At 71.1% G+C, this 23,564-nt stretch carries 20 protein-coding genes; 11 read left to right on the top strand and 9 right to left on the bottom strand.

Going from position 1 to position 23,564, the window contains the following annotated elements; translation table 11 throughout:
- Positions 1 to 2: 2 nt before the first annotated feature.
- From ACGFJ7_RS30970 to ACGFJ7_RS30955, 4 genes are all read left to right on the top strand, one after another.
- Positions 3 to 311 carry a PadR family transcriptional regulator gene (locus ACGFJ7_RS30970; RefSeq protein ID WP_392645460.1) on the top strand — a complete coding sequence of 103 codons (309 nt, stop codon included), beginning with the start codon at positions 3 to 5 and terminating at the stop codon, positions 309 to 311.
- Entirely contained in the window at positions 308 to 1,198 is an 891-nt protein-coding gene (locus ACGFJ7_RS30965) for a hypothetical protein (RefSeq protein WP_392645242.1), read from the top strand. Before ACGFJ7_RS30970 ends, ACGFJ7_RS30965 begins: the two co-directional genes overlap by 4 nt.
- 144 nt (positions 1,199 to 1,342) lie before the next feature.
- On the top strand, positions 1,343 to 2,038 hold the full coding sequence (locus ACGFJ7_RS30960) for a hypothetical protein (RefSeq protein ID WP_392645241.1): 696 nt from the start codon (positions 1,343 to 1,345) through the stop codon (positions 2,036 to 2,038).
- Positions 1,953 to 3,254 (top strand): glutamate decarboxylase, encoded by a 1,302-nt coding sequence (locus ACGFJ7_RS30955; protein WP_392645459.1) that lies wholly within the window; start codon positions 1,953 to 1,955, stop codon positions 3,252 to 3,254. The genes ACGFJ7_RS30960 and ACGFJ7_RS30955 overlap by 86 nt, the downstream gene beginning before the upstream one ends.
- Before the next feature lie 11 nt (positions 3,255 to 3,265).
- Here the strand turns inward: ACGFJ7_RS30955 and ACGFJ7_RS30950 are convergent, their stop codons facing one another.
- Together ACGFJ7_RS30950 and ACGFJ7_RS30945 are read right to left on the bottom strand one after the other, a co-directional pair.
- Complete coding sequence (locus ACGFJ7_RS30950; protein ID WP_360260934.1) at positions 3,266 to 4,783, bottom strand: hypothetical protein; 1,518 nt, start codon at positions 4,781 to 4,783, stop codon at positions 3,266 to 3,268.
- A 1-nt stretch (position 4,784) separates the two neighbouring features.
- Positions 4,785 to 6,821 carry a hypothetical protein gene (locus ACGFJ7_RS30945; RefSeq protein WP_360260932.1) on the bottom strand — a complete coding sequence of 679 codons (2,037 nt, stop codon included), beginning with the start codon at positions 6,819 to 6,821 and terminating at the stop codon, positions 4,785 to 4,787.
- A 120-nt stretch (positions 6,822 to 6,941) separates the two neighbouring features.
- Between ACGFJ7_RS30945 and ligD the strand changes: the two genes are divergently transcribed.
- A complete protein-coding gene (gene ligD, locus ACGFJ7_RS30940; protein ID WP_392645239.1) occupies positions 6,942 to 7,892 on the top strand; it encodes a non-homologous end-joining DNA ligase in 951 nt (316 codons plus the stop codon).
- Between the two features lie 4 nt (positions 7,893 to 7,896).
- Here ligD and ACGFJ7_RS30935 read toward each other — a convergent pair whose 3' ends face one another.
- The 5 genes from ACGFJ7_RS30935 to ACGFJ7_RS30915 form a co-directional block, all read right to left on the bottom strand.
- Entirely contained in the window at positions 7,897 to 9,198 is a 1,302-nt protein-coding gene (locus tag ACGFJ7_RS30935) for a lipase family protein (protein ID WP_392645237.1), read from the bottom strand.
- A gap of 98 nt (positions 9,199 to 9,296) precedes the next feature.
- Positions 9,297 to 10,448 carry a cellulose-binding domain-containing protein gene (locus ACGFJ7_RS30930; RefSeq protein WP_392645235.1) on the bottom strand — a complete coding sequence of 384 codons (1,152 nt, stop codon included), beginning with the start codon at positions 10,446 to 10,448 and terminating at the stop codon, positions 9,297 to 9,299.
- Positions 10,449 to 10,521: 73 nt separating this feature from the next.
- Positions 10,522 to 11,481 (bottom strand): ABC transporter substrate-binding protein, encoded by a 960-nt coding sequence (locus ACGFJ7_RS30925; protein WP_392645233.1) that lies wholly within the window; start codon positions 11,479 to 11,481, stop codon positions 10,522 to 10,524.
- Positions 11,482 to 11,535: 54 nt separating this feature from the next.
- Positions 11,536 to 12,441: an N-acetylmuramic acid 6-phosphate etherase gene (gene murQ, locus ACGFJ7_RS30920; protein ID WP_360260921.1), complete on the bottom strand. Its 906-nt coding sequence runs from the start codon at positions 12,439 to 12,441 to the stop codon at positions 11,536 to 11,538.
- Entirely contained in the window at positions 12,438 to 13,319 is an 882-nt protein-coding gene (locus ACGFJ7_RS30915) for a MurR/RpiR family transcriptional regulator (protein WP_360260919.1), read from the bottom strand. The genes murQ and ACGFJ7_RS30915 overlap by 4 nt, the downstream gene beginning before the upstream one ends.
- 38 nt (positions 13,320 to 13,357) lie before the next feature.
- Here ACGFJ7_RS30915 and ACGFJ7_RS30910 point away from each other — a divergent pair, with 38 nt between their 5' ends.
- On the top strand, positions 13,358 to 14,389 hold the full coding sequence (locus ACGFJ7_RS30910) for a BadF/BadG/BcrA/BcrD ATPase family protein (protein ID WP_392645231.1): 1,032 nt from the start codon (positions 13,358 to 13,360) through the stop codon (positions 14,387 to 14,389).
- On the opposite strand, the gene ACGFJ7_RS30905 is transcribed toward ACGFJ7_RS30910, so the two are convergent.
- On the bottom strand, positions 14,329 to 15,621 hold the full coding sequence (locus ACGFJ7_RS30905; RefSeq protein ID WP_392645229.1) for an exo-beta-N-acetylmuramidase NamZ domain-containing protein: 1,293 nt from the start codon (positions 15,619 to 15,621) through the stop codon (positions 14,329 to 14,331). The genes ACGFJ7_RS30910 and ACGFJ7_RS30905 overlap by 61 nt on opposite strands.
- Positions 15,618 to 17,336 (bottom strand): glycoside hydrolase family 3 N-terminal domain-containing protein, encoded by a 1,719-nt coding sequence (locus ACGFJ7_RS30900; protein ID WP_360260912.1) that lies wholly within the window; start codon positions 17,334 to 17,336, stop codon positions 15,618 to 15,620. Before ACGFJ7_RS30900 ends, ACGFJ7_RS30905 begins: the two co-directional genes overlap by 4 nt.
- Before the next feature lie 109 nt (positions 17,337 to 17,445).
- Between ACGFJ7_RS30900 and ACGFJ7_RS30895 the strand changes: the two genes are divergently transcribed.
- The 5 genes from ACGFJ7_RS30895 (at position 17,446) to ACGFJ7_RS30875 (ending at position 23,456) form a co-directional block, all read left to right on the top strand.
- A complete protein-coding gene (locus ACGFJ7_RS30895; RefSeq protein WP_360260910.1) occupies positions 17,446 to 19,095 on the top strand; it encodes a serine hydrolase in 1,650 nt (549 codons plus the stop codon).
- Positions 19,096 to 19,104: 9 nt separating this feature from the next.
- The gene (gene ngcE, locus ACGFJ7_RS30890; RefSeq protein WP_392645227.1) at positions 19,105 to 20,505 is read left to right on the top strand and encodes an N-acetylglucosamine/diacetylchitobiose ABC transporter substrate-binding protein; all 1,401 of its coding nucleotides are present in this window, start codon (positions 19,105 to 19,107) and stop codon (positions 20,503 to 20,505) included.
- Between the two features lies 1 nt (position 20,506).
- Complete coding sequence (locus ACGFJ7_RS30885; RefSeq protein ID WP_392645226.1) at positions 20,507 to 21,412, top strand: carbohydrate ABC transporter permease; 906 nt, start codon at positions 20,507 to 20,509, stop codon at positions 21,410 to 21,412.
- Entirely contained in the window at positions 21,413 to 22,297 is an 885-nt protein-coding gene (locus tag ACGFJ7_RS30880; protein ID WP_392645224.1) for a carbohydrate ABC transporter permease, read from the top strand.
- A gap of 424 nt (positions 22,298 to 22,721) precedes the next feature.
- Positions 22,722 to 23,456: a DUF6082 family protein gene (locus tag ACGFJ7_RS30875; RefSeq protein WP_392645222.1), complete on the top strand. Its 735-nt coding sequence runs from the start codon at positions 22,722 to 22,724 to the stop codon at positions 23,454 to 23,456.
- The last annotated feature ends 108 nt before the right edge of the window (positions 23,457 to 23,564 follow it).

The raw sequence follows: 23,564 nt of genomic DNA, 5'->3' as shown, positions 1-23,564 counted from the left end.
TCATCCTGACCGCGCTCGCAGCCCAGCCGCTGCACGGGTACGGGATCGTCCAATCCGTCGCCGAGCTCTCCGAGGGCGAGGTGAAACTGCGTCCCGGCACGCTGTACGGAGCCCTCGACCGGCTCGACCAGCAGGGCCTGATCGCCGTCGACCGGGAAGAGGCGGTCAACGACCGCCTGCGCCGCTACTACCGCCTGAGCGACAGCGGCGCGGCGGCCCTGACCGCCCAGGCCGACCGCCTGCGCCGCCGCTCGGCCGCCGTCGACCGCCAGCTCGCCCTGCGCCCGCGCCCGGCCGGCGGTGCGGCGTGACGTACAAGGCTCTGCTGGTCGCGTATCCGGCCTGCCTCCGCCGCAAGCACGGCCCCGAACTGATCGAGACGATGCTGGAGATGGCCGGCCCCGGCGGCGCCCCCGCCCGGGCCGACCGGCGCCGCCTGGTCCTCGACGGCCTGCGCGAGCGCTTCCGCCCACCGGTCCACCGTCCGCTGGCCCGGGCCGCTGTCGTCGTGTCGCTGCTGATCGGGGCCGCGCTGGGCGCTGCCGCCGGCTCCGGGCTGGCCACCCTGGCCTACGCCCCGCGGCCTCAGCCGACCACGCTGGGCTTCACCACGGGCCCCACGTCGGACCACTACCTGTGGGGCGAGAACCACCTTTTCCCAAGCGCGGACGCCAAATCGCTCGCCCCCGGCGCGAACGCCGGGTCACTCGCTCCCGGTGCGAACGCCGAGCTGGACGCCGGATCACTCGCCCCTGGAGCGAACGCCGGATCGCTCACCCCCGGTGCGGACGCCGGGCAGGACGCCGGATCGCTCGCCCTCGGTGCGAACGCCGGATCGCAGGCCGGCGGATCGGGCGCTCGGCAGGCCGCCGAGCGGAGCCGGGGAGCGGCTGGCCGCCGAGGGGTGGGCGACCGGGCCGCTCGTCGACGGGGACGGCTCGGACGGCGTTCTGGCCAACGTCCACTTCGCGGCCGAGGCCAACGGCGTTCATCTCGACGTCTAAGTAGCCGGCTCGGGAAACACGCTGCGGCGGCCGGCTCGCGAAGCGCCCCGCGGCAACCAGCTCGGTCTCAGCCGAGTCGGGAAGCGGGCTGCGGCGGCCGGCTCGGCTGGAAACGCGCCGTGGTGGGCGGCTCGGGAAGCGGGCTGCGGTGGGCGGCGGGGTGGAGCGCGACGCGGGTCATCCGTGAGGGGTGATGCGGCGGTGGGGGTGGCGGCATTGCATTGAGGGGACGAAGCTGTCGACGACGTGGGGGCGGGAGTGCGGATTCGTCCGAAGCGTCTCGACGCTGCGATCGGTGGGCTCTTCGTGGCCGGGGGGCCTGCTTCGTTGTGGCGTCGGTGCCCGCGTACGCCGATGCGGTCGGGGCCGACGCCGATGCTCTGACGTACTTCGTGGGGTCGATCTTTTTTACCGGGGCCTCGTTTCTTCAGTTGCTTCAGGCTCAGACGCCCGCTGGTGACGGTGGGCCGTTGCGGCTCGTGTTCTGGGGGCCCCGGCCCCATGACCGGAACTGGCTGGCGGCGGCCGTTCAGTTTCCGGGGACGCTTCTTTTCAACGTCAGCACTCTGGTCGCGCTGGCCCATAATCTCTCCGTTCAGCAGCAGGATCGGCACGTCTGGCGGCCCGACGTGTTCGGATCGACGCTGTTTCTCGTCGCCAGTGTGTTCGGGGTGCTCGCCGTCGCCGGTGTTCCCCGGTGGCGGCGGGCCTGGTGGATCGCCTGGCTCACCATGGCCGGCTCGGTTCTTTTCATGGGCGCGGCGCTGGCCGCCTTCGTACTGCCCAGCACCGGCGATGTGATCGACCTGCGCGCCGATCTCGCCGGGACCCTGCTCGGCGCCCTCTGTTTCCTGGTCGGGGCCGCACTGTTGATTCCGTTCCCAAGGAGAGCACATGACCGGCATGAGCGACGCCGACCTGTACGGCAACCAGTTCGCCACGCACGAGGTGCCGACCCGGACGTTTCCGGTGGAGGGGATGACGGCGCAGGACGCCTTCCGTCTCGTCGCCGAGGATCTGGCCCTGGAAGGTGACCCGGCCCGGAATCTGGCCACCTTTGTGACCACCTGGATGGAGCCGGAGGCGCAGCGGATCATCGCCGAGAACCTGCACCGCAACTTCATCGACCACGCCGAGTATCCGCGGACGGCCGAGATCGAGCAGCGGTGCATCCGGATGCTGGCCGACCTGTTCCACGCCCCGGGCGCGACCACCGGAGCGCGGACCCAGGGGTCGTCCGAGGCGATCATGCTGGGTGGGCTGTCGCTGAAGTGGAACTGGCGTAAACGGCGGGGCGCCGCCACCGCCGTACCCAATCTGGTCTTCGGTGGTGACGTGCATGTCGTGTGGGAGAAGTTCTGCCGGTACTTCGACGTCGAGCCGCGGATCGTGCCGCTGCGGCCGGGCAAGTACACGATCGGGCCCGACGATGTGGAACCGTTCGTCGACGAGAACACCATCGGGGTCGCGGCCGTCCTCGGCACGACGTTCACCGGGCACAAGGACGACATCGCCGGCATCAACGAGCTCCTGCTGCGGATCAAGAGCGAGCGCGGGCTCGACGTGCCACTTCATGTGGACGGGGCGAGCGGCGGTTTCGTGTGGCCGTTCCTGTACCCGGACACCGCCTGGGATTTCCGGCTCGAGCAGGTCCGCTCGATAAACGTGTCGGGGCACAAGTTCGGGCTGGTCTACCCGGGCATCGGATGGCTGATCTTCCGGGAGAGCGCCGACCTGGCCGACGAGCTGGTCTTCAAGGAGAACTACCTCGGCAAGACCGACTCGACCTTCACCCTGAACTTCTCCACCGGCTCGGCCATGGTGCTGGCCCAGTATTACAACCTGGTGCGCTACGGCCGGACCGGCTACGCGTACATCATGAAGAACATGCAGGCCAACGCCCGGGTGCTGGGCGAGAAGCTGGCCGCGATGGGCCTGTTCGAGCTGATCGGGCCGGACGAGGAGCAGCTGCCGCTGGTGGCGTTCCGGCTGGCCGCCGACAACGGGTTCGACGAGTTCGACGTGGCCTGGCAGCTGGCCGCCGAGCGGGGCTGGATGGTGCCCGCCTACACGCTGCCGCCGAACGCGCAGCGCGTGACGATCATGCGCGCTCTGGTCAAGGAGACGATGAGCCGCGAGCATGTCGACACGCTGGCCCGCGACATCGAGGAGGCGTGCGCGACGCTGGCCAAGAAGGGCGGCGCGCACGAGCTCGAACGGCACAGGATGGTGCAGGGGCCGGGGCACTGAGCTCCGGCCGGTCAGGTGGAGACGCCGGCGTAGGTGAGCCAGCGCTCGCGCGGTGACAGGCGCAGGCGGATCTTGCTGGGGTCGAGGCAGCCGAGCAGGGGCAGGCGCTCGCGGACGCGGTACTGGGCCGCCTCGGTGGCGTCGGTCAGCAGGCGCTGCACGGCGGCGTGGTCGCGGTGTTCCTCCGAGAGCATCACGACCAGTTTGGCCCGGCCCCGTACGACGTCACCCCGGCACAGGCGCGACTGGGCGTAGGCGACCTCGCACCGCCGGGTGTGCGGGCGCAGCGCGGCCTGGACCTCGGAGAGCAGGGCCGGGGTGTCGACCGTGCGGTGCGGCAGCTGCCACCACAGCCAGATCGGGTAGGGGACGCGGCCCGTGATGGTGGCGCCGGTCTGCTGGCTCGACGGCGGGTAGGTGCAGCGCATGGCCGGGCTGACCGCGACCTTCCAGTCGTCGATCAGACTGTCGCCGGTCTCCTCGGCCGCCGGCGGGTGGCCGGTGCAGGCGCTCAGCCGGGGCAGCGCGTCGAGCCAGCCGCCCGACCACTGCGGCATCAGGCGGGGCGCGCCGGCCGCGACCGGCAGCATCAGGTTGATGAAGGTGGTCTTGCGCATGCTCGAGATGGAGGCGGCCAGCACACCGATCCCCCGGGCCCGCAGCGCGGCCACCGCGGCCGCCGTCGTGCCGGTGCGGGAGGGGCCGACCACGCTGGCGATGACCGCGCGGCGCGGGGTCAGCGCGGCGGCGTCCGGGAAGAGGCGGTTGCGGGCCTGGCGGTAGCGCTCGCGGTCGAATCCGCGGATCGTGAACCACTCACCCCGTACCCGGTTGAACCGCTGGTCGCTCAGTTTCAGGCCGAAGCCGTACTCCTCGGCCAGCGCCGCCAGCTCGGTCTCGAAGTCGAGCCGGGTGCCGGACAGCGCCGGGTCGACCCCGACCGAGAACCGCAGGCAGGGGCCGATCGCGTCGCGCAGCCGCTCGATCGAGCCGTCGCCGCGCTCGGCCTTGCTGGTCTGCGGCACCGGGGCGACCGGGGTGTGCAGGTGCAGCACCGGGGCGTCGCGTTCGGCGGCCAGGCCGGTCAGCTTCTCGATGATCAGCGCCTGCATCAGGGCCTCGCGGTAGGTCGGTGACCAGTGCGTGGTGCCCAGCGTGATGATGACCTCGACCTTGCGGGTGGACTGGTTGAGGAACCCGGGGTTCGGCACGGCGTAGCCCGAGTACGAGTACGTGTCCCGCTGGCCGGCGCCCTCCTCGAGGCCGATCTGGACCCGGCCGCTGAACGCGGTCATGGCCGACGGCCAGGTCGACGTGGACACCGACAGGCCGGCCGCCGAGAAGTGGCAGAAGTCGGTGGGCCAGCCGTTCGGGTCCTCCTTGTCCGGTTCGATGGCCGGCGCCGGCACCGACCCGTTGGCGGCCCGGTGGGTGAGGGTGAACTGCACCGAGGAGAAGTGGGTGCCGGCCGCCTCGGCCGCGATCCGGGCCAGTTCCGACGACTTGGTGGAGCTCGCGGGCTGGGTCATCTCACACCTCGCCGCGCGCGTCGAAGAAGTCGTCCGGCTCGACCGGATGGCGGGTGGAGCGGCGGGCGTCGCGCAGCCAGCGCGGCACCTTCGTCGAGCGGGGCACCGAGCTGCCCCGGTGGATCCGCCGGGCGTAGAACTCGCACAGGCAGCAGACCAGGATGCCGAGCAGGACGGCCAGGGCGAGCTGGAACATCCGGGTCATCTCCCGGTCGGACTGCACCGTGCCGACCACGATGGCCAGCGCGGTGGTCACCACCACCGAGGCGGCGGCCAGGGTCCGCTGGAACCGGTGCAGCTGACCCAGCACCGATTTCGTGCTCGGCAGGTCGAGCCGGGCCAACAACAGGCCGGGCACCAGCAGCAGGACCGCGACCACGGCGTCGGCCTGCTCGGGCACGAACTGCTCGGACACCTCGGCCGAGTACAGCCACGCTGTCCCGCCCGACAGCAGCGTCCCGATGCCCAGGACGACCAGGGCCAGCCCGGCCACCATGCGGGTGATGCTCTCGATCAGGGCCGGCGCCTCGTCGGCCAGGGCCATGTAGGCGAACACGCGCACCGGCTCGGTCGACTGCGGGCTGAGCTCCACCGAGGGCCGCCGCCAGTGCGCGTGGGCGCCGTGCTCGCGCGGATCGTTGTCGGTGATGACGTCCCGGCCCACCTGGGACGCGCGCAGGCCGGCCGCGATGTTCAGCAGAGCCGGCCCGGCCAGCAGGCTCTTGGCCAGATGTTGCAGGCCGTCGGCGGCGTAGTGGGCGCAGAACGCGGCCAGCACGTCGAGCGAGCAGTCGCCGCGTGACAGCGCCTCGAGCACCTGGGCCGAGGTCAGCCGGGCCGGCGGCGGCACCGAGCCCGGGCCGACCGGGATCGGCAGCCGGGCCAGGTAGGCCTCGTAGCCGGTCAGGTCGACCAGGCGCCGGCGGCCCAGCTCGGCCAGCCGCGAGGCGATGCTCTGCATCTCCAGTTCGAGCAGCTTGTGGTGGTCGCCGAGCCGGGCCGCGCGCCGGGCCACCGACTCCAGGTCCTGGGCCAGCACCTCGACGAACTCCTCGTCGACGTCACTGGACATCAGGAACCGGCGCACGCTGATCTCCTGCCGGACCTCCAAGGTCAGGTGGTACGCCTTGACCGAGCGCGGGATCTCGGTCTGGTACTCCACCACGAACTCGCGGTTGACCGGCAGCACGTTCTTGGCCAGTGTCTGCAGCGGGGCCGGCCGGTGCTGCGCCGGCAGCAGCGGCGCCTCCCAGGTCAGGAACCGGCGCGGGCGGTCCAGGCCGAGCTGAGCGACCAGGATGTCCTGCCGTACGGCCAATTGCAGCAGCCGCGCGAACGGCACCTGTTCCTCGCCGGGGAAGAGCACGTCAAGACCGGCGAGCGCCAGGTCCCGTACGGAATGAGAGCCGCCCTCACGCGCGACCGGCGCCGCCAGCTCCGCGTGGTCGACCGGCGTGCGCAGCCGGGGCCCGGCCGGCGAACCCACCATGATCAGCTCGGTGATCGCCGTCTCGATCAGCCACCGCGAGCGCTGATGGGTGTGCCGCAGCTGGTGGATGGGGCTGGCCGGCGCCGACACGTCCTCATGCGCGTTGATCAGCATGAACAGCAGCTTCACGAAGGCGGCCGCGGTGACCCGGTTGGCGTCGCGGTGCGACAGCCGCGGCACGACCTCACCGTTCGACTCGCGGATGACCACCGGCGCCAGGTCGCGCCGGCTGTACCGGGACACCGGCACCCACAGCGACGACCCCTCGCCCGGCACCATCAGGGTGTCGCGCAGCCGCCCCGAGATGAGGTCGAGGTCGACGTCGACGCTGATGGTCCGGCTCATGTGCCCGCGGTCCATCAGCGTCAGATGCTCGGACAGCCGGGGCAGATGGTCGAGCCGGAACGACAGGTCCATCAGGGCCAGCCCGAGCGCCGCCTCCCGGCTCGGAAAGGTCACCGGCGCGGTCGGCACCGGCAGCGCCCGGATCATCGTGCGCAGATGATCGAGCGGCCCGTCCCCGGCCCGCCCCCGCAGTTGGACGCTCATGTCCCTCCCTCATCGTCATCTTGGTCGCGCCGGGCGGATCGACGGCTGATCTGTCGCCATGACGACTGGATTCCGCCGGTTCGCCTGCGGTACGCCGGACCTCCGCCCGACGATCACGGGGTGCCGACCCCGATCGCTCCCATGCTGGCCACGCCGGGGCCGGTCCCGACGGGCGAGGGCTGGGCGGCGGAGATCAAACACGACGGGATGCGGGCCTGCGTGACGGCGAACGGCGACCGGTGGCGCGTGCACAGCCGCACCGGCCGGGACGTGACGGGAAACTTCCCCGAGCTGGCCGCGCTGCCGGAGCTGCTGGGCGGGCGGCGGGCCGCGCTCGACGGCGAACTGGTGTGCCTGGACGCGGCCGGTGTCACCGATTTCTCCCGGCTCCAGCAGCGGATCGGCGTGCGCGATCCCGGCCCCCGGCTGCTCCGGGCGGCGCCGGTCACCCTGTACCTGTTCGACCTGCTGGTGCTCGGCGACGAGGAGCTGCTGGAGACGCCGTACAGCAATCGCCGGGGTCTGCTCGAGGAGCTCGACCTGCGGGGCGCCGGAGTCCAGACGCCGCCCTCCTTCCCCGGAGCCACGGCCGAGGTGTACGCGGCCGCCCGGGAACACGGGCTGGAAGGCGTCGTCTGTAAGCGGCTGGCCTCGCCGTACACGCCGGGTCTGCGCAGCAAGACGTGGGTCAAGACGGTCATCCCGCACACTGCGGACGTGGTGGTGTGCGGATGGCTGCCCGGCCGGGGCCGGCTGCGCGACACGATCGGCGCCCTGATCGTGGGCGCCTACGACCGGTCCGGGCGCCTGCACCTGGTCGGCCGCGTCGGCAGTGGACTGTCCGGCGCCGCACGACAGCAGCTCGAGCGCCGGCTCACCCCGCTGCGCCGGGTCCGCCCACCCGCGAGCCACGCCGAGCTGACGGCGATGGCCGAGGCCACCTGGGTCGAACCCGAGGTGGTGGCCCGCATCGCGTACCGCTCGTGGACGGGCGGAACCCAGCTGCGCCACCCGGTCTACCGGGGAGTGCTCGACGACCACGACCCGTCGTGCGCTCAACTTCCCGACTGAGGGCTCACGGCTGTACGGGCAGGATCGCGCAGGTGGAGAGGGCGGGGAGGCCGGACAGGCGGTGGGTGAGCCAGTCGACGGCGGTGCCCTGGTCGGTCAGCAGGGGGCCGAAGTGGTTCAGCAGGGCGCTGCCCGACTCGAGCTGGGCGATCGGGGCGTAGACGACATTGCCGCCGAGGCGGCACCAGTCGGCGGCCATGGTGCGGGCCTGGCCGTGCGGCACGAGGTTGTCCCGGACGCCGGTGGCGACCCGGACGACGCCCGTGGGCTTGCGGGTGCCGATGCGCTGGTCGTCGATGAAGGCGCGCAGGACGGGCTCGGCTGCGGTGACCTCGGCCAGGGACTGGCCGGACGTGGTCCACGACGAGCTCTTCCGGCCGGCGTAGCCGAAGATGCCGTCCCCGACACACATCGTCGACATGGACTTCAGCGCGGCCCGGCCGGCGTCGCTCAGGTACTTGTCGACCAGCGGCCGCAGGGCCGGCTCCGACTGCACGAAACCGTTCACCGACCAGCCCAGGGCGGCCGCGAGCTCACTGCCGTCGATGGCCGCCGTGACCGCGGCCAGGTCGGCCGGCGGAGCACCCGAGTAGGTGGCCTTCAGGCGGACGTCCGGCGCGTACGCCGACTGGAGCTCCGCCGCCGAGGCGACCGCACCGCCGCCCTGGCTGTATCCGTAGAGGCCGACGAGGGACGCCGCCGTGAGCGAGGTGTTCGGGAGCGCCCGGGCCGCGCGGGCCGCGTCCAGCACGGCGTGCCCCTGGTCGACGCGGTTGACGTACGTGTGCACCCGGTCGGGCGTGCCCAGCCCCGGATAGTCGGTCTGCACGACGGCGATGCCCTTGGCCAGGAGCCGGTACAGGGCCAGCACCTCGTACCCGATGGAAATGGTCGTCTGCCCCTGCTCCTGCCCCAGGATCAGGCCCCGTTGCAGGGCCAGGGAGGTGGAGCACTGGTCGCCCTGCCCCATCGTGCCGGGCGCGAGGACCACCAGCGGCCGGGCGCCCGGCCCGCGCCAGGCCGTGGCCGGTTCGACGTAGGCGCCGGTCACGGCGACGGGCCGGCCGGACGCGTCGGTCGACTTGTACATGATCCGGGTCGCGCTGCCGGGCAGGGTTCCACTGATCCCCGGCAGCGACAGGGCGAGCGGCAGCGGCTCGGTGCGAACGAGCGCGCCGTCGGCCGCCGGCAGCGTCGCCGGCGGCGTGTAGAAGGCGGGAATCGTGACGGCGGCGGCCCGCGCGGGCGTGGGCACGGCGATCGAGACGGTGAGCAGAACGGCGGCGGTGAGGGTGCATTTGAGCATGTCCGGCCTCCACGGGGCTCTGGTTACCGGAAGGTAACTAGAGCACCCGAGACAAACCAGGAGGCGGAACTCTCACTTGCTTTCCCGTACGGCGGTGGTCAGCAGCCGTTTCGTGCGGCGCTGACGGCCACGTCGTCGTACCACAAGGTGTCGGCGCCCTCGCCGTAGCTTTCCCAGCCCAGGCGCAGGTCGGTCAGGGCCGGGCGCCAGGTGCGGTTGAGCCACTGGCTGTCGATGTCGTGGGTCGGTACGCCGTCCTCCCGGAGGCCGGGGACCGAAGTGCCGTTCAGCCAGGTCTCGATGGTGCCGTTGGCGCCGTCCACCTTGTACTCGACGCAGTTCCAGGTGTTCACCGGCAGCGGGGCGGAGAGGGCGACGCCGGCCGGGCTCTGCTCGGGCAGGGTGGCGTCGTCGGAGGCGCGGTTGAACTGCAGCGCGCCGTTCTGGCCGCCGAAGCGCAGGTCGCGGCCGCCGTCCGCCGAGTCCCGCATGGCCACGGCGGTGACGTGCGAGGCCGGGAGGGCGGTGGTGTGCCGCACCCAGAAGCGCACGTACCAGGCTGTTCCGGCGCCGGCGAGGAGCTGGGTGTTGCGGACGAAGACGTGGTTGCAGTAGCCGGCGGCGCCGTTCACGCGCAGGGACGCCGAGCCGCTGTGCGCGACCGCGCGGTCGATGGCGGCGGTGCCCGCGCCGGAGCAGTCCGGGTAGGTGACGGCCCAGTCCCCCGACGGGACGCTGCCGGCCTGGTTCTCGAACCCGTCGCCGGGGCCGGTCGAGGTCGGCGGCGGCGAGGTGGGCGGTGGGGTGGTGGGCGGCGGGGTGGTCGGCGGCGGGGTGGTCGGCGGTGGCGTGGTGGTCTCCTCGTTACAGGAGACGCCGTTGAAGGTGAAGGCGGTGGGTGCGGTGTTGGTTCCGGAGTACGAGGCCTGGAAGCCGAACCGGGCCGACGCGCCCGTCGCCAGCGGGCCGTTCCAGCCGGCGCTGGTCGCGGTGACGACCGGGCCGGACTGGGAGACCGTGGCGTTCCAGCCGTTGGTGATCCGCTGGTCGCCGGCGAAGGTCCAGGACAGGGTCCACGACGTGACCGGCGCCCCGCCGTTGGTGACCTGGACGTCGGCCGTGAATCCGGTGGACCACTGGTTGGCGGTCCATCCCACCGTGCACGCGGGCGCCGCCGACGCGGCCGGCGCCCGTACCACCACCAAGCCCGCCGCGGCCAGAACCACCGCCATCGCGATCCGAGTCCTCACGACTACCTCCTCAACATTGGGAGCGCTCCCATACATTGATGACTGTAGTTGTGTCGAGTGGTTCGGGGAAGCGTCAGGGCAGCAGGGCGTCGAGGTTCGGCGGCGCGGTCAGCAGGCCGTCGGTCTGAGCCAGGCCGGCCAGGGTCTCGACCGAGGCGCGGTTCACCTCGGACGGCCAGCGGGGCAGGACCAGGGCGGCCCGGGCCTCGGGCGGGATCTTGGTGTAGTCGCCCAGGGCCGCGCGCACCTCGTCCGGGTGCTCGTCGGCGTACGCCAACGACTCCTTCATCGCCTCGGTGAACCGCCGGACCAGGTCGGGATCGCGGGCCAGGAGCTCCTGCGAGGTGAAGTACATGGCCACGGTGAGGTCGGGCGCGACGTCGACATAACTGGAGGCGATCCGGCGGGCGCCCGCGGCCAGCGCCGCCTGCTGGAACGGCTCCACCACGAAGATGGCGTCGACCTGCCCGCTCTGCAGGGCCGGCAACTGGTCGGGGAAGGCCAGCTCGGCGAAGCCGACCTTCGCGGCGTCGCCGCCGGCCTTGCGGACCGAGGCGCGCACGCTCGTCTCGACGATGTTCTTCAAGGTGTTGGCGGCGACCTTGCGGCCGGCGAGGTCCTTGGCCGTACGGATCGGGCTGTCGGCCTTGACGAACAGCCCGGCGAAGTCCTTCCCGTCCACGCCGGTGGAGTTGTTGCCGTTCGAGATGGCCTTGATCGGCACCTTGCGGCTCTGGGCGAGCAGCAGCGAGATCGTGTTGCTGAAGCCGAACTGGAACTCGCCGCTGAGCACGGCCGGCACGATGGCCGAGCCGCCCTGGGCGGTGGTCAGGGTGAGGTCGATGTCGCGCTTGCTGAAGAAGCCCTTGGCCTTGCCCAGATAGATGGGCGCGACGTCGACGATGGCGATGACGCCCGCGTTGACCTTGTCCGGCCCGGCCGAGGCGTCGTCGGGATCGTCGCCGGAGCCGCCGCACGCGGTGACCACGAGGACCGTCGCGACCAGTGCCGCGAGAAGAGGTGAGCGTCGCATCGGAACTCCGTCCAGCCGGCTCCCTGGCAACTTAGATCGACGCGTACCGATCGGTCAACGCAGATGGCGCAACGCCCGGTGAATGTGGCCGCCCGTCTCGGCCAGCGCCCGGCCGGCCGCCTCGGCGGTGACCCCGGCGATCAGCGTCACCACGGCCACCTTCGCGTCGCCGCCGGCCTCGCCCAGCGCCCGCCGGCACGCCTCCGCGTCGGCGCCGGTCGCCTCGGCCAGGATGCGCAGCTGCCGGTCGCGCAGCTTGGCGTTGCTGGCCAGCATGTCGGTCATCAGATTGGAGTACGTGCGCCCGAGCCGGACCATCGTCGCGGTGGAGAAGGCGTTCAGGACCAGCTTCTGCGCGGTGCCGGCCTTCATCCGGGTCGAGCCGGTCAGCACCTCGGGCCCGGTGTCCGGCGCGATGTGCACGTCCACGCCGGAGGCGAGCGGCGAGGCCGGGTTGGCCGACACCAGCACGGTGTGCGCCCCGCAGGCGCGCGCGGCGGCCAGGGCGGCCCGGACGTACGGCGTACGGCCGCTGGCCGTGACCCCGACGACCAGATCACCCGGCACGATCTCGCCGGCCGTGGCCGCCCCCGCGATCTCGTCGTCCTCGGCGTCCTCGGCCGGCCGGGTCAGCGCGTGCGCCCCGCCGGCGATGTGCGCCACGACCCGGCCCGGCTCCAGCCCGAAGGTGGGGATCAGCTCGGCCGCGTCCAGCACGGCCATCCGCCCCGAGGTGCCGGCCCCGACATAGTGCACCCGGCCGCCGCCGGCGAGCGCGGTCACGGCCAGCTCGACCGCCGCCGCCAGCTCGGGCAGCACCTCGGCCACCGCGGCCGGCACCCGCTGGTCCTCGTCGTTGATCAGCGTCAGCAGGTCGAGGGTGGCCATCTGGTCGATCGCGGCGCTGTGCGGGTTGCGCTGCTCGGTGCGCGACAGCGGCACCTCGTCCACCGGCCTCACCCGCGGCTCCGCTCGGCGCCGATCCGCCGGCCCCGCACCGCCGCGTAGGTGGCGTCGAGCGCGGTGCGGGTCTCGGCGTACGTGCGCTGGGCGACGCCGACGAAGACGCAGTCGATGACGGTGAGCTGGGCCAGGCGGCTGGCCATGGCGCCGGAACGGAACGTGGTCTCGCGGGCCGCGGTGGTCAGCACCAGATCGGCGGCCCGGGTGATGGGCGACTTGGGAAAATTGGTGAGCGCGACCGTCCGGGCGCCGCGCCGGCCGGCCTCGGTGAACGCGTCGATGGTGTCGGAGGTCGTGCCGGTGTGCGAGATGCCGAACGCCACGTCCCGCTCGTCGAGCAGGGCGGCGCTGGTCAGGGCCAGGTGGGTGTCGCTCCAGGCGTAGGCGACCCGCCCGATCCGGTACAGCTTCTGCTGGAAGTCGGTGGCCACGAAGGCGCTCGCCCCGACACCGTAGATGTCCACCCGCCGTGCCCCGGCGACCAGGTCGACCACCTGCTCCAGCACGGCGATGTCGATCTGCGAGGCGGTCTCCTCGACCGCGCGGGCGTCGGCGAAGGCGATCTTCTTGACCACCTGGGCCAGATCGTCGCTCGCGCTGATGTCGCTGCCGACCGGCTCCCCGCCGGGAACCGAGCGACCGGCCTCGGCGGCCAAAGTCAGCCGCAGCTGCGAATAGCCGGCGAAGCCCATGGCCCGGCAGAACCGGATCACGGTGGTCTCGCTGGCGCCGGCCCGCACGGCCAGATCGGTGATGGTGAGCCCGGCCGCGGTGGCCGCCTCGTCGATCACCACCCGGGCCACCCGCTGCTCGGCCGGGGACAGCGACGGCAGCAGCCCGCGCGCCCGGACGATCGTTTCCGCTCCTGATGGCATCGTCAGTCTCTCCACGGGCGAGGTACGGTCAGCGGACTATGAGCGCGACGACGGTCGCCGGCCTCGACGCGGGCGCCACGACGACAAGATGCGTGATAGCCACCCTCGACGGCACGGTGGTGGGCCGCGGCACGTCCGGCGGCGCCAACCGGAACAGCAGCCACGGCGAGATCGGCGCGACGTTGGCGGCGGCGCTCACCGGGGCGCTGGCCACAGTCGACCGCTCGGCGGTACGGATCGGCGTGCTGGGCGGGGCCGGCTCGGCGGGCGCCGGCCGGGAGGCGTTCCGGGCCGCCGCCCGCCGGGCTTGGCACAGTGCCGGCCTGACCGGCGAGGTGGTCACGGTGACCGACCTCGAGGTGGCGTACGCGGCGGGCACCACCGCCCCCGACGGCGTGCTCCTGCTCGCGGGCACGGGCGCCCTGGCCGCCCGCTTCACGAACGGGATCCTCGCCCACCGCTGCGACGGTTACGGCTGGCTCCTGGGCGACGAGGGCTCCGCGGTGTGGATCGGCGTACGGGCTTTGCGGGCCGCCCTGGCCGCCCTGGACGGCCGAGGCGAGGTGACCGCGATGGTGGAGGCCGCCGAGGCCCACTTCGGGGTGGGAACAACACAGAACGCCAGCGCCGAGCGGCGGGCGCAAGCCCTGGTGGCCGCGGGATTCGCCGCCGCCCCGGCGCGGCTCGGTGTGCTGGCGCCGGCGGTCGGTGCGGCGGCGGAGGCCGGGGATGCCGTGGCGGCGCGGATCTGCGCCGAGGCGGCGAATCGGCTGTTGCACACCTACGACAGCGTCGGGCCGCCACCCGGCGCTGTCGTGGTGCTGGCCGGGTCCGTGCTGCTCGGGCCCGGACCGGTCGGTCGCGCGGTGCGGGCCGGCCTGACGGCCCGTGGTGTCACACGGCCCCGGCCGGCGCTCGACGGCGCCGGCGGGGCCGCGGCCCTGGCCCTCGGACGGCTCACCGGCGCCCCCGTGCCCCCGGTGGTGCACGCCCGCCTGACCAGCAGCCTTCACGACCCGGACCGCGCGCCGAGCGAACCAGACCCGGTGGGCGAGGAGGGGCGCGGGTAGAGCAGGTAGGGGCGGCGCTGTTTCTCGAAGGCGGCCAACTCCGCCGCCCAGGCGCCGGTCACCTCGGCCGGGGTGGCGCCGGCGTCGATCATGGTGCGGAGGCGGGCGGAGCCGGTCAGCAGGTCGATCCAGTGCCGGGTGCCGTCCAGGCGCCAGCTGAAGGCCGGCTCCTTGCGGGCCTCGACCAACATGGCCACCGCCGTACGGATGGGGTCGAACCCGGCTCTGCCGGTTACCTTCACCTCGACGCCGGCGCACAGGACGTTCGTGAACTTGTTGAAGGTCGGGGTGAAGTACGCCTCGCGGAACTCCACGCCGGGCAGGCCGTGCGCGGCCACCCGGTCGCCCCAGCGGTGGTCGAAGCCGGGGCCGCCGATCAGTTCGAACGGGCGGGTCGTGCCGCGGCCCTCGGACAGGGCCGACACCCCCTCGACCATGCCGGTGCCGGGGTAGACCTCCGCCGTGTCCGGCGTCGGCATGTTCGGGCTCGGCAGGACCCACGGGACGTCGGTGTCGCTCGCGTGCAGGCCACCGTGCCAGCCCGTGCAGGTGATCACCTCGAGGTTCACCGCGCCGGACAGGAACTCGCCGTTGTAGAAGCGGGCCAGTTCGCCGACCGTCAGGCCGTGCTGCTGGACGATCTTCAGGCGGCCCACCCCGGACGTGTAGCCGTCGGTCATCATCGGGCCGTGGGCGCGCCCGCCGATCGGGTTCGGCCGGTCCAGCACCACGTAGCGCAGGCCGAGCCGGGCGGCCGCGGCCATCGAGTCGTACAGCGTGTAGATGTAGGTGTAGAAGCGGGCGCCGACGTCCTGGATGTCGAAGACGACCGTTCGCACCGCCGAGGCGGTGAACATCGACATCCACTTCTCGAGCGAGGCCAGGTACGCGTCGTAGACCGTCAAGCCGGTGCGCGCGTCGACGCCGGTACCCTCGCTGCCACCGGCCTGCGCCGAGCCGCGGAAACCGTGTTCGGGCCCGAAGACGCCCCCGATGGTCACGCCGTCCTCGTGCATCCGGTCGACCAGATGCCGGTAGTCGCGGTCCACTCCGGTCGGGTTGGAGACGACGCCGACGCGCGAGCCCTTCAGCCTGTCCCAGCCGGAGGCGGCCAGCCGGTCCATGCCGGTCCGCACCCGCGCCCGTGTCCCGGCCGGTGGAGAAGCATCGGCCGCGGCCGGAACCGACACCGCCGCCAGCCCGGCCACGGTGAAGACCGACCGGCGCCTCACCGGACGCTCCAGGTCAGCCCGTGCCCGAACGGGTAGGCGCCGGGAATCTCGACCGGCAGTTTGCCGCGCGGCGGCACCACCCCGAGCAGCACCTTGGCCAGCGACTCCATGGAGACCACCGAATAGCTGTACGTGGCCAGGGACGTACGCGCCTCGGGCAGCGCGGCGACGTCGTACGGATCGCGGACCGGTACCAGAACGACCGGCTTGCCCGTCGCCACCAGGGCCCGGACCAGGGCCTGCTGCCGCCCGCCCGGATCGGCCGTGGTGGTGTCCCAGGCCCGGCTGGTCAGCACCACCGTCAGATCGTGCGTCCCCGCCGCCGCCACCGCCTCGGCGATCTTCGCGTCGTTCGGGACGCCCGTGACCAGACCGGTGCCGCCCAGCGCCGTGGCGAGCACCCCGATGTTGTTCGTCGCGCTGGAGTTCCACCCGGTCACCAGCACCGACGTGCCGCGCGTGAACGGCAGCACCCCGTCGTCGTTGCGGATCGCCGTGATCGTGCGGTCGGTGACGCTCCGCGCGACCCTCAGGTGCCCGGCCGATCCGACGATCCGCGCGGCGGCGGCCGGGTCGACCGGTTGCCACGACAGCAGGCCGCGCTTCTGCTTGAGCTTGAGGATCCGGCGTACGGACTCGTCGATCCGGGCCTCGGTCAGCTCACCCGACGCCACCGCCGCGAGCACCGCGTCGTAGGCCACCGGCATGTTCGGCGGCATCAGCAGCATGTCCACGCCGGCCTTCAGGGCCAGCACCGGCACCCGCTCGTCGCCGTACTTCTGCCGTACCCCGGCCATCTCCAGCGAGTCGGTGACCACCACGCCCCGGTAGCCCAGCTCGCCCCGGAGCAGCCCGGTGATGATCGGCTTGGACAGGGTGGCCGGGTCGCCGGCGGGGTCGAGCGCCGGCACCACGATGTGCGCGCTCATGATCGCGTCGGCGCCGGCGGCGATGGCGGCCTTGAACGGCGGCGCGTCGATCCTCTCCCACTCGGCCCGGGTGTGGGTGATCACCGGCAGGCCGGTGTGGCTGTCGGTGGCCGTGTCGCCGTGTCCCGGGAAGTGCTTGGCCGCGGCCGACGTGTTCGCGCCCGTCTGGAGTCCGGCGATCTGGCTCACGGTGAGCGCCGCCGCCAGCCTCGGATCGCTGCTGAACGAGCGCACCCCGATCACCGGGTTGGCCGGGTTGACGTTCACGTCGGCGTCCGGGGCCCAGGCCTGGGTGATGCCGACGGCGCGCAGCTCGGCCCCGGTGACCTGCCCGGTACGGTAGGCGTCGATCGGGTTGCGCCCGGCCCCCAGGGCCATCCCGCCCGGGAACTGGGTGGCCGGCGCCGGCATCCGGGTGACCACGCCGTGTTCCTGGTCGGTCGAGATGGACAGCGGCACCCCGGTGGCCGCCGCCTGGAGCCCGTTGCTGAGCGTGGCGATCTGGCTCGGGTTCTGCAGGCTGTTCGTCCAGGCGAAGTAGATGACCCCGCCGAGGTGGTATTTGGCGACGACCTCGGCCGGCGTGCTCACCCCGTACAGCCGCTGGTTCTCGGCTGACGGCGTCGACGCGTCGCCGCCGTAGACGTACGTGGTGAAGAGCTGCCCGACCTTCTCCGGCAGCGTCATCCGGGCCAGCGCGGCCTCGACCGGTGAGGCCGTCGGCACCCCGGCGGCCGGCACCCCGAGGGCGGCAACGGCGAGAAAAGCGACCGTACGCGTTCGCATGTTGTCGGAAGGTAGCCGGGTCACGGAGCGATGGCAATAACCTTCGCCCCTCTTGCAAGTCACGAAGGAAACCTCCATCCTCGACGAATCGACGTATTGAGGAGCGTTGATGATTACAGCTCTCGTCGCACCCCTTCTGCTGGTGGCGTGCCTGGTCACACCGGCCGACATCCACTTCCGGCACGACGTGCTGCGCCCCGGCACGGCACGCCAGGCCGGCCTGTCGCCCGGCCCGATCGCCGCCCTGCCCGGCATCGCCGAGTCGTATTTGCGACCCACGGCCGACCACCCCGATCACCCCACGTACGCGGGCGCCACCGTGCTCGCCGCGCACCACGGGGTCGTGGTGTCACGCTTCGCGGTCGGTGACGCGGTCCGCTACACCGCGGGCCCCTCCGAGCTTCCCCCCCAGCAGCGCGTCCCCGCCCGTACCGACACGCTCTGGGACCTGGCTTCGATCTCCAAGCTCTTCACCACGATCGTCGTGCTCCAGCAGGCCGAGGCGGGCCGGGTCGATCTGGACGCGCCGGTCGCGAACTACGTCCCGGAGTTCGCGGCCGGCGGCAAAGAGGCAGTGACCATCAAGCAATTGCTGACGCACACCTCGGGCCTGCCCGCCTTTCTGCCGTTCTATTCGCTGTACAAGACTCCCGAGGAACGTTTCGCGGCCGCGCTGGCCACGCCGATCACCCCCGGCCGGAAATACGTCTACTCGGACATCGGGCTCATCGCGCTCGGCGTTCTGGTCGAGCGGGTCACCGGCAAGACCCTCGACCGGGCCGTACGGGACGGCGTGACCGGCCCGCTGCGGATGCGCGACACCGGATACAACCCGGGGCCGGAGCTTCGCCCGCGTATCGCGGCCACCGAATACCAGCCGTACGTCGATCGGGGTCTGGTCTGGGGTGAGGTGCACGACGAGAACGCGTGGTCGCTGGGCGGCGTGGCCGGGCACGCGGGTGTCTTCTCCACCGCGGACGATCTCGCGATTCTGTGTCAGACCCTGCTCAACGGCGGCAGTTACCGGGGAAAGCGGATCCTCTCCACCGCAATGGTCCGGCGGGCGCTGGTCAACTACAACGCCGACCTGCTCGAGCAGAATCCGGAAAGCGCGCGCGGGCTCGGCTTCGAGCTGTCCAAGTACTGGTACATGGACGGCATGACCTCGCCGGTCACGTTCGGGCACACCGGATTCACCGGTACGTCGATCGTCATCGACCCGCTCGACCAGTCGTTCCTCATTCTGCTCAGCAACCGCGTCCACCCGGACCGCGCCTGGGGAAGCAACAATGTCGCCCGGCGCGCTCTCGCCCGCACCTTCGCCGGCGCCCATCCCGTCAAAGGCCACGGCTGGCGTACGGAATTACGCGACAACGCCACCATGACGCTTACCGCCCCTCTGCGGCAGCCGGCGGGCGAGCGGGCCCGAGCCTCCTTCCATTTGTGGTACGACACGGAGCCGAACCGCGACATCCTGACCGTCGAGTCGTCGGCGGACGGCGTGGCCTGGACGCCTCTGCCCTTCAGCCTGAGCGGCGACGGCACGCTCAGCGGTTTCGGCGGCCGCCGCTGGTGGCCGGCCGGCGCCGCCATTCCGGCCGGCACGACTCAGGTGCGTTTCACCTACCGCACCGACGCCAATTCGCAGGGCCGCGGCGTCCGGCTCGACCGGCTCCGCGTTCACGAGCCCGGCACGATTCTCGTCGACGGCCGCACTCCCCTGATCGCCGACGGCTGGACCTCGTCACCGACCGCATAGGAGCCGAGCATGGAACACACGATCAGCCGGCGTGGGCTTCTCCAGGGCGCGGCGGGCGTCACCGCCGCGAGCGCGCTCGCCGGGTGCGCGATGGGCGGCGACGACTCCGAGGGCGACGCCAAGGGTTCGGTGAGCGCGGGCAACCCGCTCGGCGTGAAGGAGGACGCCCCGCTCGAGGTGGTCATCTTCAACGGCGGCTTCGGCGAGGACTACGCCAAGGCCCACGAGGCCATGTACAAGCAGCGCTACCCCCAGGCGGAGATCAAGCACTCGGCCACCCAGCAGATCGCCGAGACGCTTCAGCCCCGTTTCGTGGCCGGCGATCCGCCCGACGTCGTCAACAACTCGGGCGGCAGCCAGATCGACTTCAACGGCCTGGTCTCGCAGGGCGCCCTGGCCGACCTCGGCGAGCTGCTGGACGCGCCGAGCCTCGACGTCCCGGACAAGAAAGTGCGGGACACCCTGCTTCCCGGCATCGTCGACGTCGGTTCGTACGACGGGAAGTTCCTGTCGTTGAATTACGCCTATTCCGCGTACGGCATCTGGTATTCGCAGAAGCTGTTCGACGCCCACGGCTGGACGTATCCGAAGACCTGGGACGAGATGATCGCCCTGTGCCAGCAGATCAAGGCGGCCGGCATCGCGCCCTGGACCTATCCGGGTAAACACGCGCGTTACCTGAGCTGGCCGATCATCGCGGCCGCCGGGAAGATGGGCGGCCTCGAGGTCATCAAGGCCATCGACAACCTCGAGCCGAACGCCTGGAAACACGAGGCGGTCAAGACCGCGGCCGAGGCGTACTACCAACTCGCCGTCGACGGATTCCTCGAACCCGGCGCCGAGGGCATGGACCACGTCCAGTCGCAGACCGAATGGTGCCGGGGCAAGGCCGCCTTCCTCTCCTGCGGATCGTGGCTCGAGAACGAGCAGAAAGCCGTCACCCCGCCCGATTTCCGGATGGCGGTCGCGCCTACGCCGAGCCTCACCACGAGCGACAAGATGCCGTACGAGGCGTTCCGCGGCACCGGCAGCGAACCGTTCGTCGTGCCGTCCAAGGGCAAGAACGTGCGCGGCGGCCTCGAATACCTGCGCGTCATGCTCTCGAAGAAGGGCGCCTCCGATTTCACCCGCAAGGTCAGCAGCCTCACGGCGGTTCAGGGCTCCAGCGCCGGCATCGAACTCGGCCCGGGCCTGACCTCGGTCCAGAAACTGATCGACGCGTCCCAGGGCACCGCGTTCACATGGCTCTACTCGTCGTATTACCGCAAGCTCGAACGGGAACGGGTCGACGCGGCCAGCGCCGAACTGTTCGCCAAGCGCATCACGGCCGCCCAGTGGTGCGACAAAATCCAGAAATCGGCCGACGAGTTCGCCCAGGACCCCGCGATCAAGAAGTACAAGCGGTCCTGACGTGCCCGGCAAACGCCTGTTCATCGCCGTCTTCCTGCTACCACCCCTGCTGCTGTACGGGATTTTCGTCGTCTCGCCGTACGCGCAGGCGTTTCCGATCGCGGGAACGAACTGGAGCGGGCTCTCCCCCACGTACGACTTCGTCGGGCTCGACAATTTCCGGCGGCTGCTGAACGACGGCTATTTCTGGAACGCGCTGCGGCACAACGGATTGCTGCTCGTGCTGCTGCCGGTGGCGACGATCCTGCTCGGCCTCTTCTTCGCCTCGATGATCAGCGTGGGCGGGCGGGCCGACCGGGTGGGCGTCCACGGCGTACGGGGGGCGGGTTTCTACCGGGTCGTCTACTTCTTTCCGCAGGTGCTGTCGGTGGCGATCGTCGGCGTCCTCTGGAAGGAGATGTACGCCCCGCACACCGGCCTGATCAACGGCTTCCTCCGCGCGGCCGGCCTGGACGGCCTGGCGGTGGCCTGGCTGGGCGACCCGCGGTTCTCCTTCTGGTGCGTGATGGCCGTGATGATCTGGATGAACGTGGGTTTCTACGTGGTCCTGTTCAGCGCGGCCATGCAATCCCTACCCCGCGACCTGTACGAGGCCGCCCTGCTCGACGGCGCCGGCCGGCTCACCACGCTGGTGCGGCTGACCGTGCCGCTGGTGTGGGACACGATCCAGGTCGCCTGGGTGTACCTGGCCGTCATCGCCATCGACGGCTTCGCCATCGTGCAGATCGTCACCGACGGCGGCCCGTCGTCCTCGTCGGACGTGGTGGGGTTGCGGCTCTACACGACGGCGTTCGCCGACGGCCAGTTCGGCTACGCGTCGGCCATCGGGGTCGCGATGTTCTTCCTGACCCTCACCGTGGCGGCGATGTTCCTGCGGGTGACCCGGCGGGAACGGGTGGAGTTGTAGATGGCCGTGCTGACCCGCCCGCGGGCGCCCGTTCAGTCGCCCGCCCGGCCTCGCTCCTCGCCGCCCGTGCTGTTGTCCCACCTGTTCCTCGCCGGCTGGGCGTTGCTGACCACGCTGCCGCTGCTGTGGGCGGTGGTGAGCTCGTTCAAGAGCGACGACGAGATCCTCACCAGCCCGTGGAGCCTGCCGTCGAGGCCGCGCTGGGAGAACTGGGCGCGGGCCTGGAACGAGGCCCACATCGGCCGCTACTTCCTGAACAGCGCGATCGTGGTGACCGGCGCCCTCATCCTGACCATGCTGTTCGGCGCCATGGCGGCGTACGTGCTGGCCCGCTACAAATTCCGGGGCGGCCGGGTCGTCTACTACGCCTTCGTGGGCGGCATGATGTTCCCGGTCTTCCTGGCGCTGGTGCCGCTGTTCTTCGTCGTACGAGATCTGGGAATGCTCGGCACGTTGCCCGGCCTCACACTGGTGTACGCCGCGTACTCCCTGCCGTTCACGGTCTTCTTCCTGACCGCGTTCTTCCGCACCCTGCCGACCGCGGTAGCCGAGGCGGCGATGGTCGACGGGTGCGGCCACTTCGGCCTGTTCTTCCGCGTCATGTTGCCGATGGCCCGCCCCGGCCTGGTCAGCGTCGGCATCTTCAACTTCCTGTTCCAGTGGAACCAGTACGTCCTGCCCATAGTCCTGATGCAGGGCGAGGGCGCCGACCAGAACTGGGTGCTGGCCCAGGGCTTGACCGCGCTGGCCGTCAACGAGGGCTACCAGGGCGACTTCAGCGGCCTGTTCGCCGGCATGACCATAGCCATGCTCCCCGTCCTGGCCGGCTACCTCCTCTTCCACCGCCAGGTCCAGAGCGGCCTGGCCGCCGGCCAGCTCCGCTGAGAACGGCGGCGCTCGCGCGGTTCCGAGGTGGCCGGCCGGTCGGTGCCCAGAACGAACGTGGTCTGCCCGATTGCCACGGCGAGGTGCTTCACGCGCCCGGTGTCCGGTTGCCTTCCTCCCACCACAGCACGCCTACGACGGCGCGATATCCGCCCTCGTCACGGCCGTCCGAGCACATCTCGGACAGGCGACGCCGTAGCACGGCACCGATGCGGCCGGTCCGGGTGCATGATGTTCCTGGGTCTTCCCGGCCGCGTTCCCCCGCAGCCTGCCCACCGCCGTGGCCGAAGCGGCGCCGCCTTCCCGCCCAGGTGCCGGGGCGCCGGTCGCCCAGACACCTCGACTACAACGGGTCGCGCTTGGCGTCGCATGACATCGTTGGCTCTGGAGTCCGTGGCGGTACAGGCCTCAGCCAGGAGATCGCATGAATCGTCGAAGCCCTTTCTTCAGGATTGCAGCATTGGTGATGGCAGGGCTGTCCGGATTCCTTGCGATAATCTTCTCCCCGTTGATTTTGTCAAGGCTTAACCGCCTTGATCGAGGGCACTGGGAGACGCTCAGCAACGTCGGGCAGGCCTACGGTGGGATATCGGCCATCCTGACCGCACTGGCGTTGATCGGAGTCGTCGCTTCGCTCTTCCTGCAACGGCATCAGGCCGAAATAGCTCGGACCCAGGCGATCCGAGCCTTCCAGCTTCAAATGCTTGCCCTGTGTCTCGACCGTCCGGAAACGTACTACCCGCTCATGGGGCATGAAGTCTTCGGTACGGCCGAGGACGTGCGGCGGCAGATCTTTGGCACCTACTTCTTGAACTATGTGCATGCCGGCTACTCAGTAGGGTTCTTCGAAGATAAATACCTGGCCGCCGACGTTTTCCCTCGATTCTTCAAGTTTGACACGGGCCGCGAGTATTGGGAGGCGATGCGGCCTGTCTGGGTTGCCCGTTATATAACCAAAAGGTCGCGGAAGTTTGTCGCCATGCTGGACGCGAGCTATGGCCAAGCCGTTCTGGCAGGACCTCCGGTCATCGCCGGAGCGCCGACCGCCACAGCCGTTGAAGCCAAGAAGGGATCCTCCCGCCCGGCGTCTGTCTTACTCGCCGGCGGATTGGTTGCTGGAGCACTCATAGGAGGCTGGCTAGCTCGCCGAAACACCTAGCCTTGTCACGCACCGGGACCCTGGCTTGGCTCCGCTGAACTGTCCCCCACGCCGGCCATCCGTCTTCCGAGGCCGGCGAGGGACAGCTATCTGTATCGACAGACTGCG

The organism is Actinoplanes sp. NPDC048988 (assembly GCF_043197815.1).
Classification (GTDB): Bacteria; Actinomycetota; Actinomycetes; order Mycobacteriales; family Micromonosporaceae; genus Actinoplanes.
The sequence above is the reverse complement of the archived record's forward strand: the minus strand, read 5'-3'. Positions and strand labels throughout refer to the sequence as shown.

Bases quoted from the DNA above. Each gene is read 5' to 3' on its own strand.
- ACGFJ7_RS30950 (WP_360260934.1), bottom strand. From the start codon at position 4,783: ATGACCCAGCCCGCGAGCTCCACCAAGTCGTCGGAACTGGCCCGGATC.
- ACGFJ7_RS30945 (WP_360260932.1), bottom strand. From the start codon at position 6,821: ATGAGCGTCCAACTGCGGGGGCGGGCCGGGGACGGGCCGCTCGATCAT.
- ACGFJ7_RS30935 (WP_392645237.1), bottom strand. From the start codon at position 9,198: ATGCTCAAATGCACCCTCACCGCCGCCGTTCTGCTCACCGTCTCGATC.
- ACGFJ7_RS30925 (WP_392645233.1), bottom strand. From the start codon at position 11,481: ATGCGACGCTCACCTCTTCTCGCGGCACTGGTCGCGACGGTCCTCGTG.
- ACGFJ7_RS30915 (WP_360260919.1), bottom strand. From the start codon at position 13,319: ATGCCATCAGGAGCGGAAACGATCGTCCGGGCGCGCGGGCTGCTGCCG.
- ACGFJ7_RS30910 (WP_392645231.1), top strand. From the start codon at position 13,358: ATGAGCGCGACGACGGTCGCCGGCCTCGACGCGGGCGCCACGACGACA.
- ACGFJ7_RS30900 (WP_360260912.1), bottom strand. From the start codon at position 17,336: ATGCGAACGCGTACGGTCGCTTTTCTCGCCGTTGCCGCCCTCGGGGTG.
- ACGFJ7_RS30895 (WP_360260910.1), top strand. From the start codon at position 17,446: ATGATTACAGCTCTCGTCGCACCCCTTCTGCTGGTGGCGTGCCTGGTC.
- ngcE (WP_392645227.1), top strand. From the start codon at position 19,105: ATGGAACACACGATCAGCCGGCGTGGGCTTCTCCAGGGCGCGGCGGGC.
- ACGFJ7_RS30880 (WP_392645224.1), top strand. From the start codon at position 21,413: ATGGCCGTGCTGACCCGCCCGCGGGCGCCCGTTCAGTCGCCCGCCCGG.
- ACGFJ7_RS30875 (WP_392645222.1), top strand. From the start codon at position 22,722: ATGAATCGTCGAAGCCCTTTCTTCAGGATTGCAGCATTGGTGATGGCA.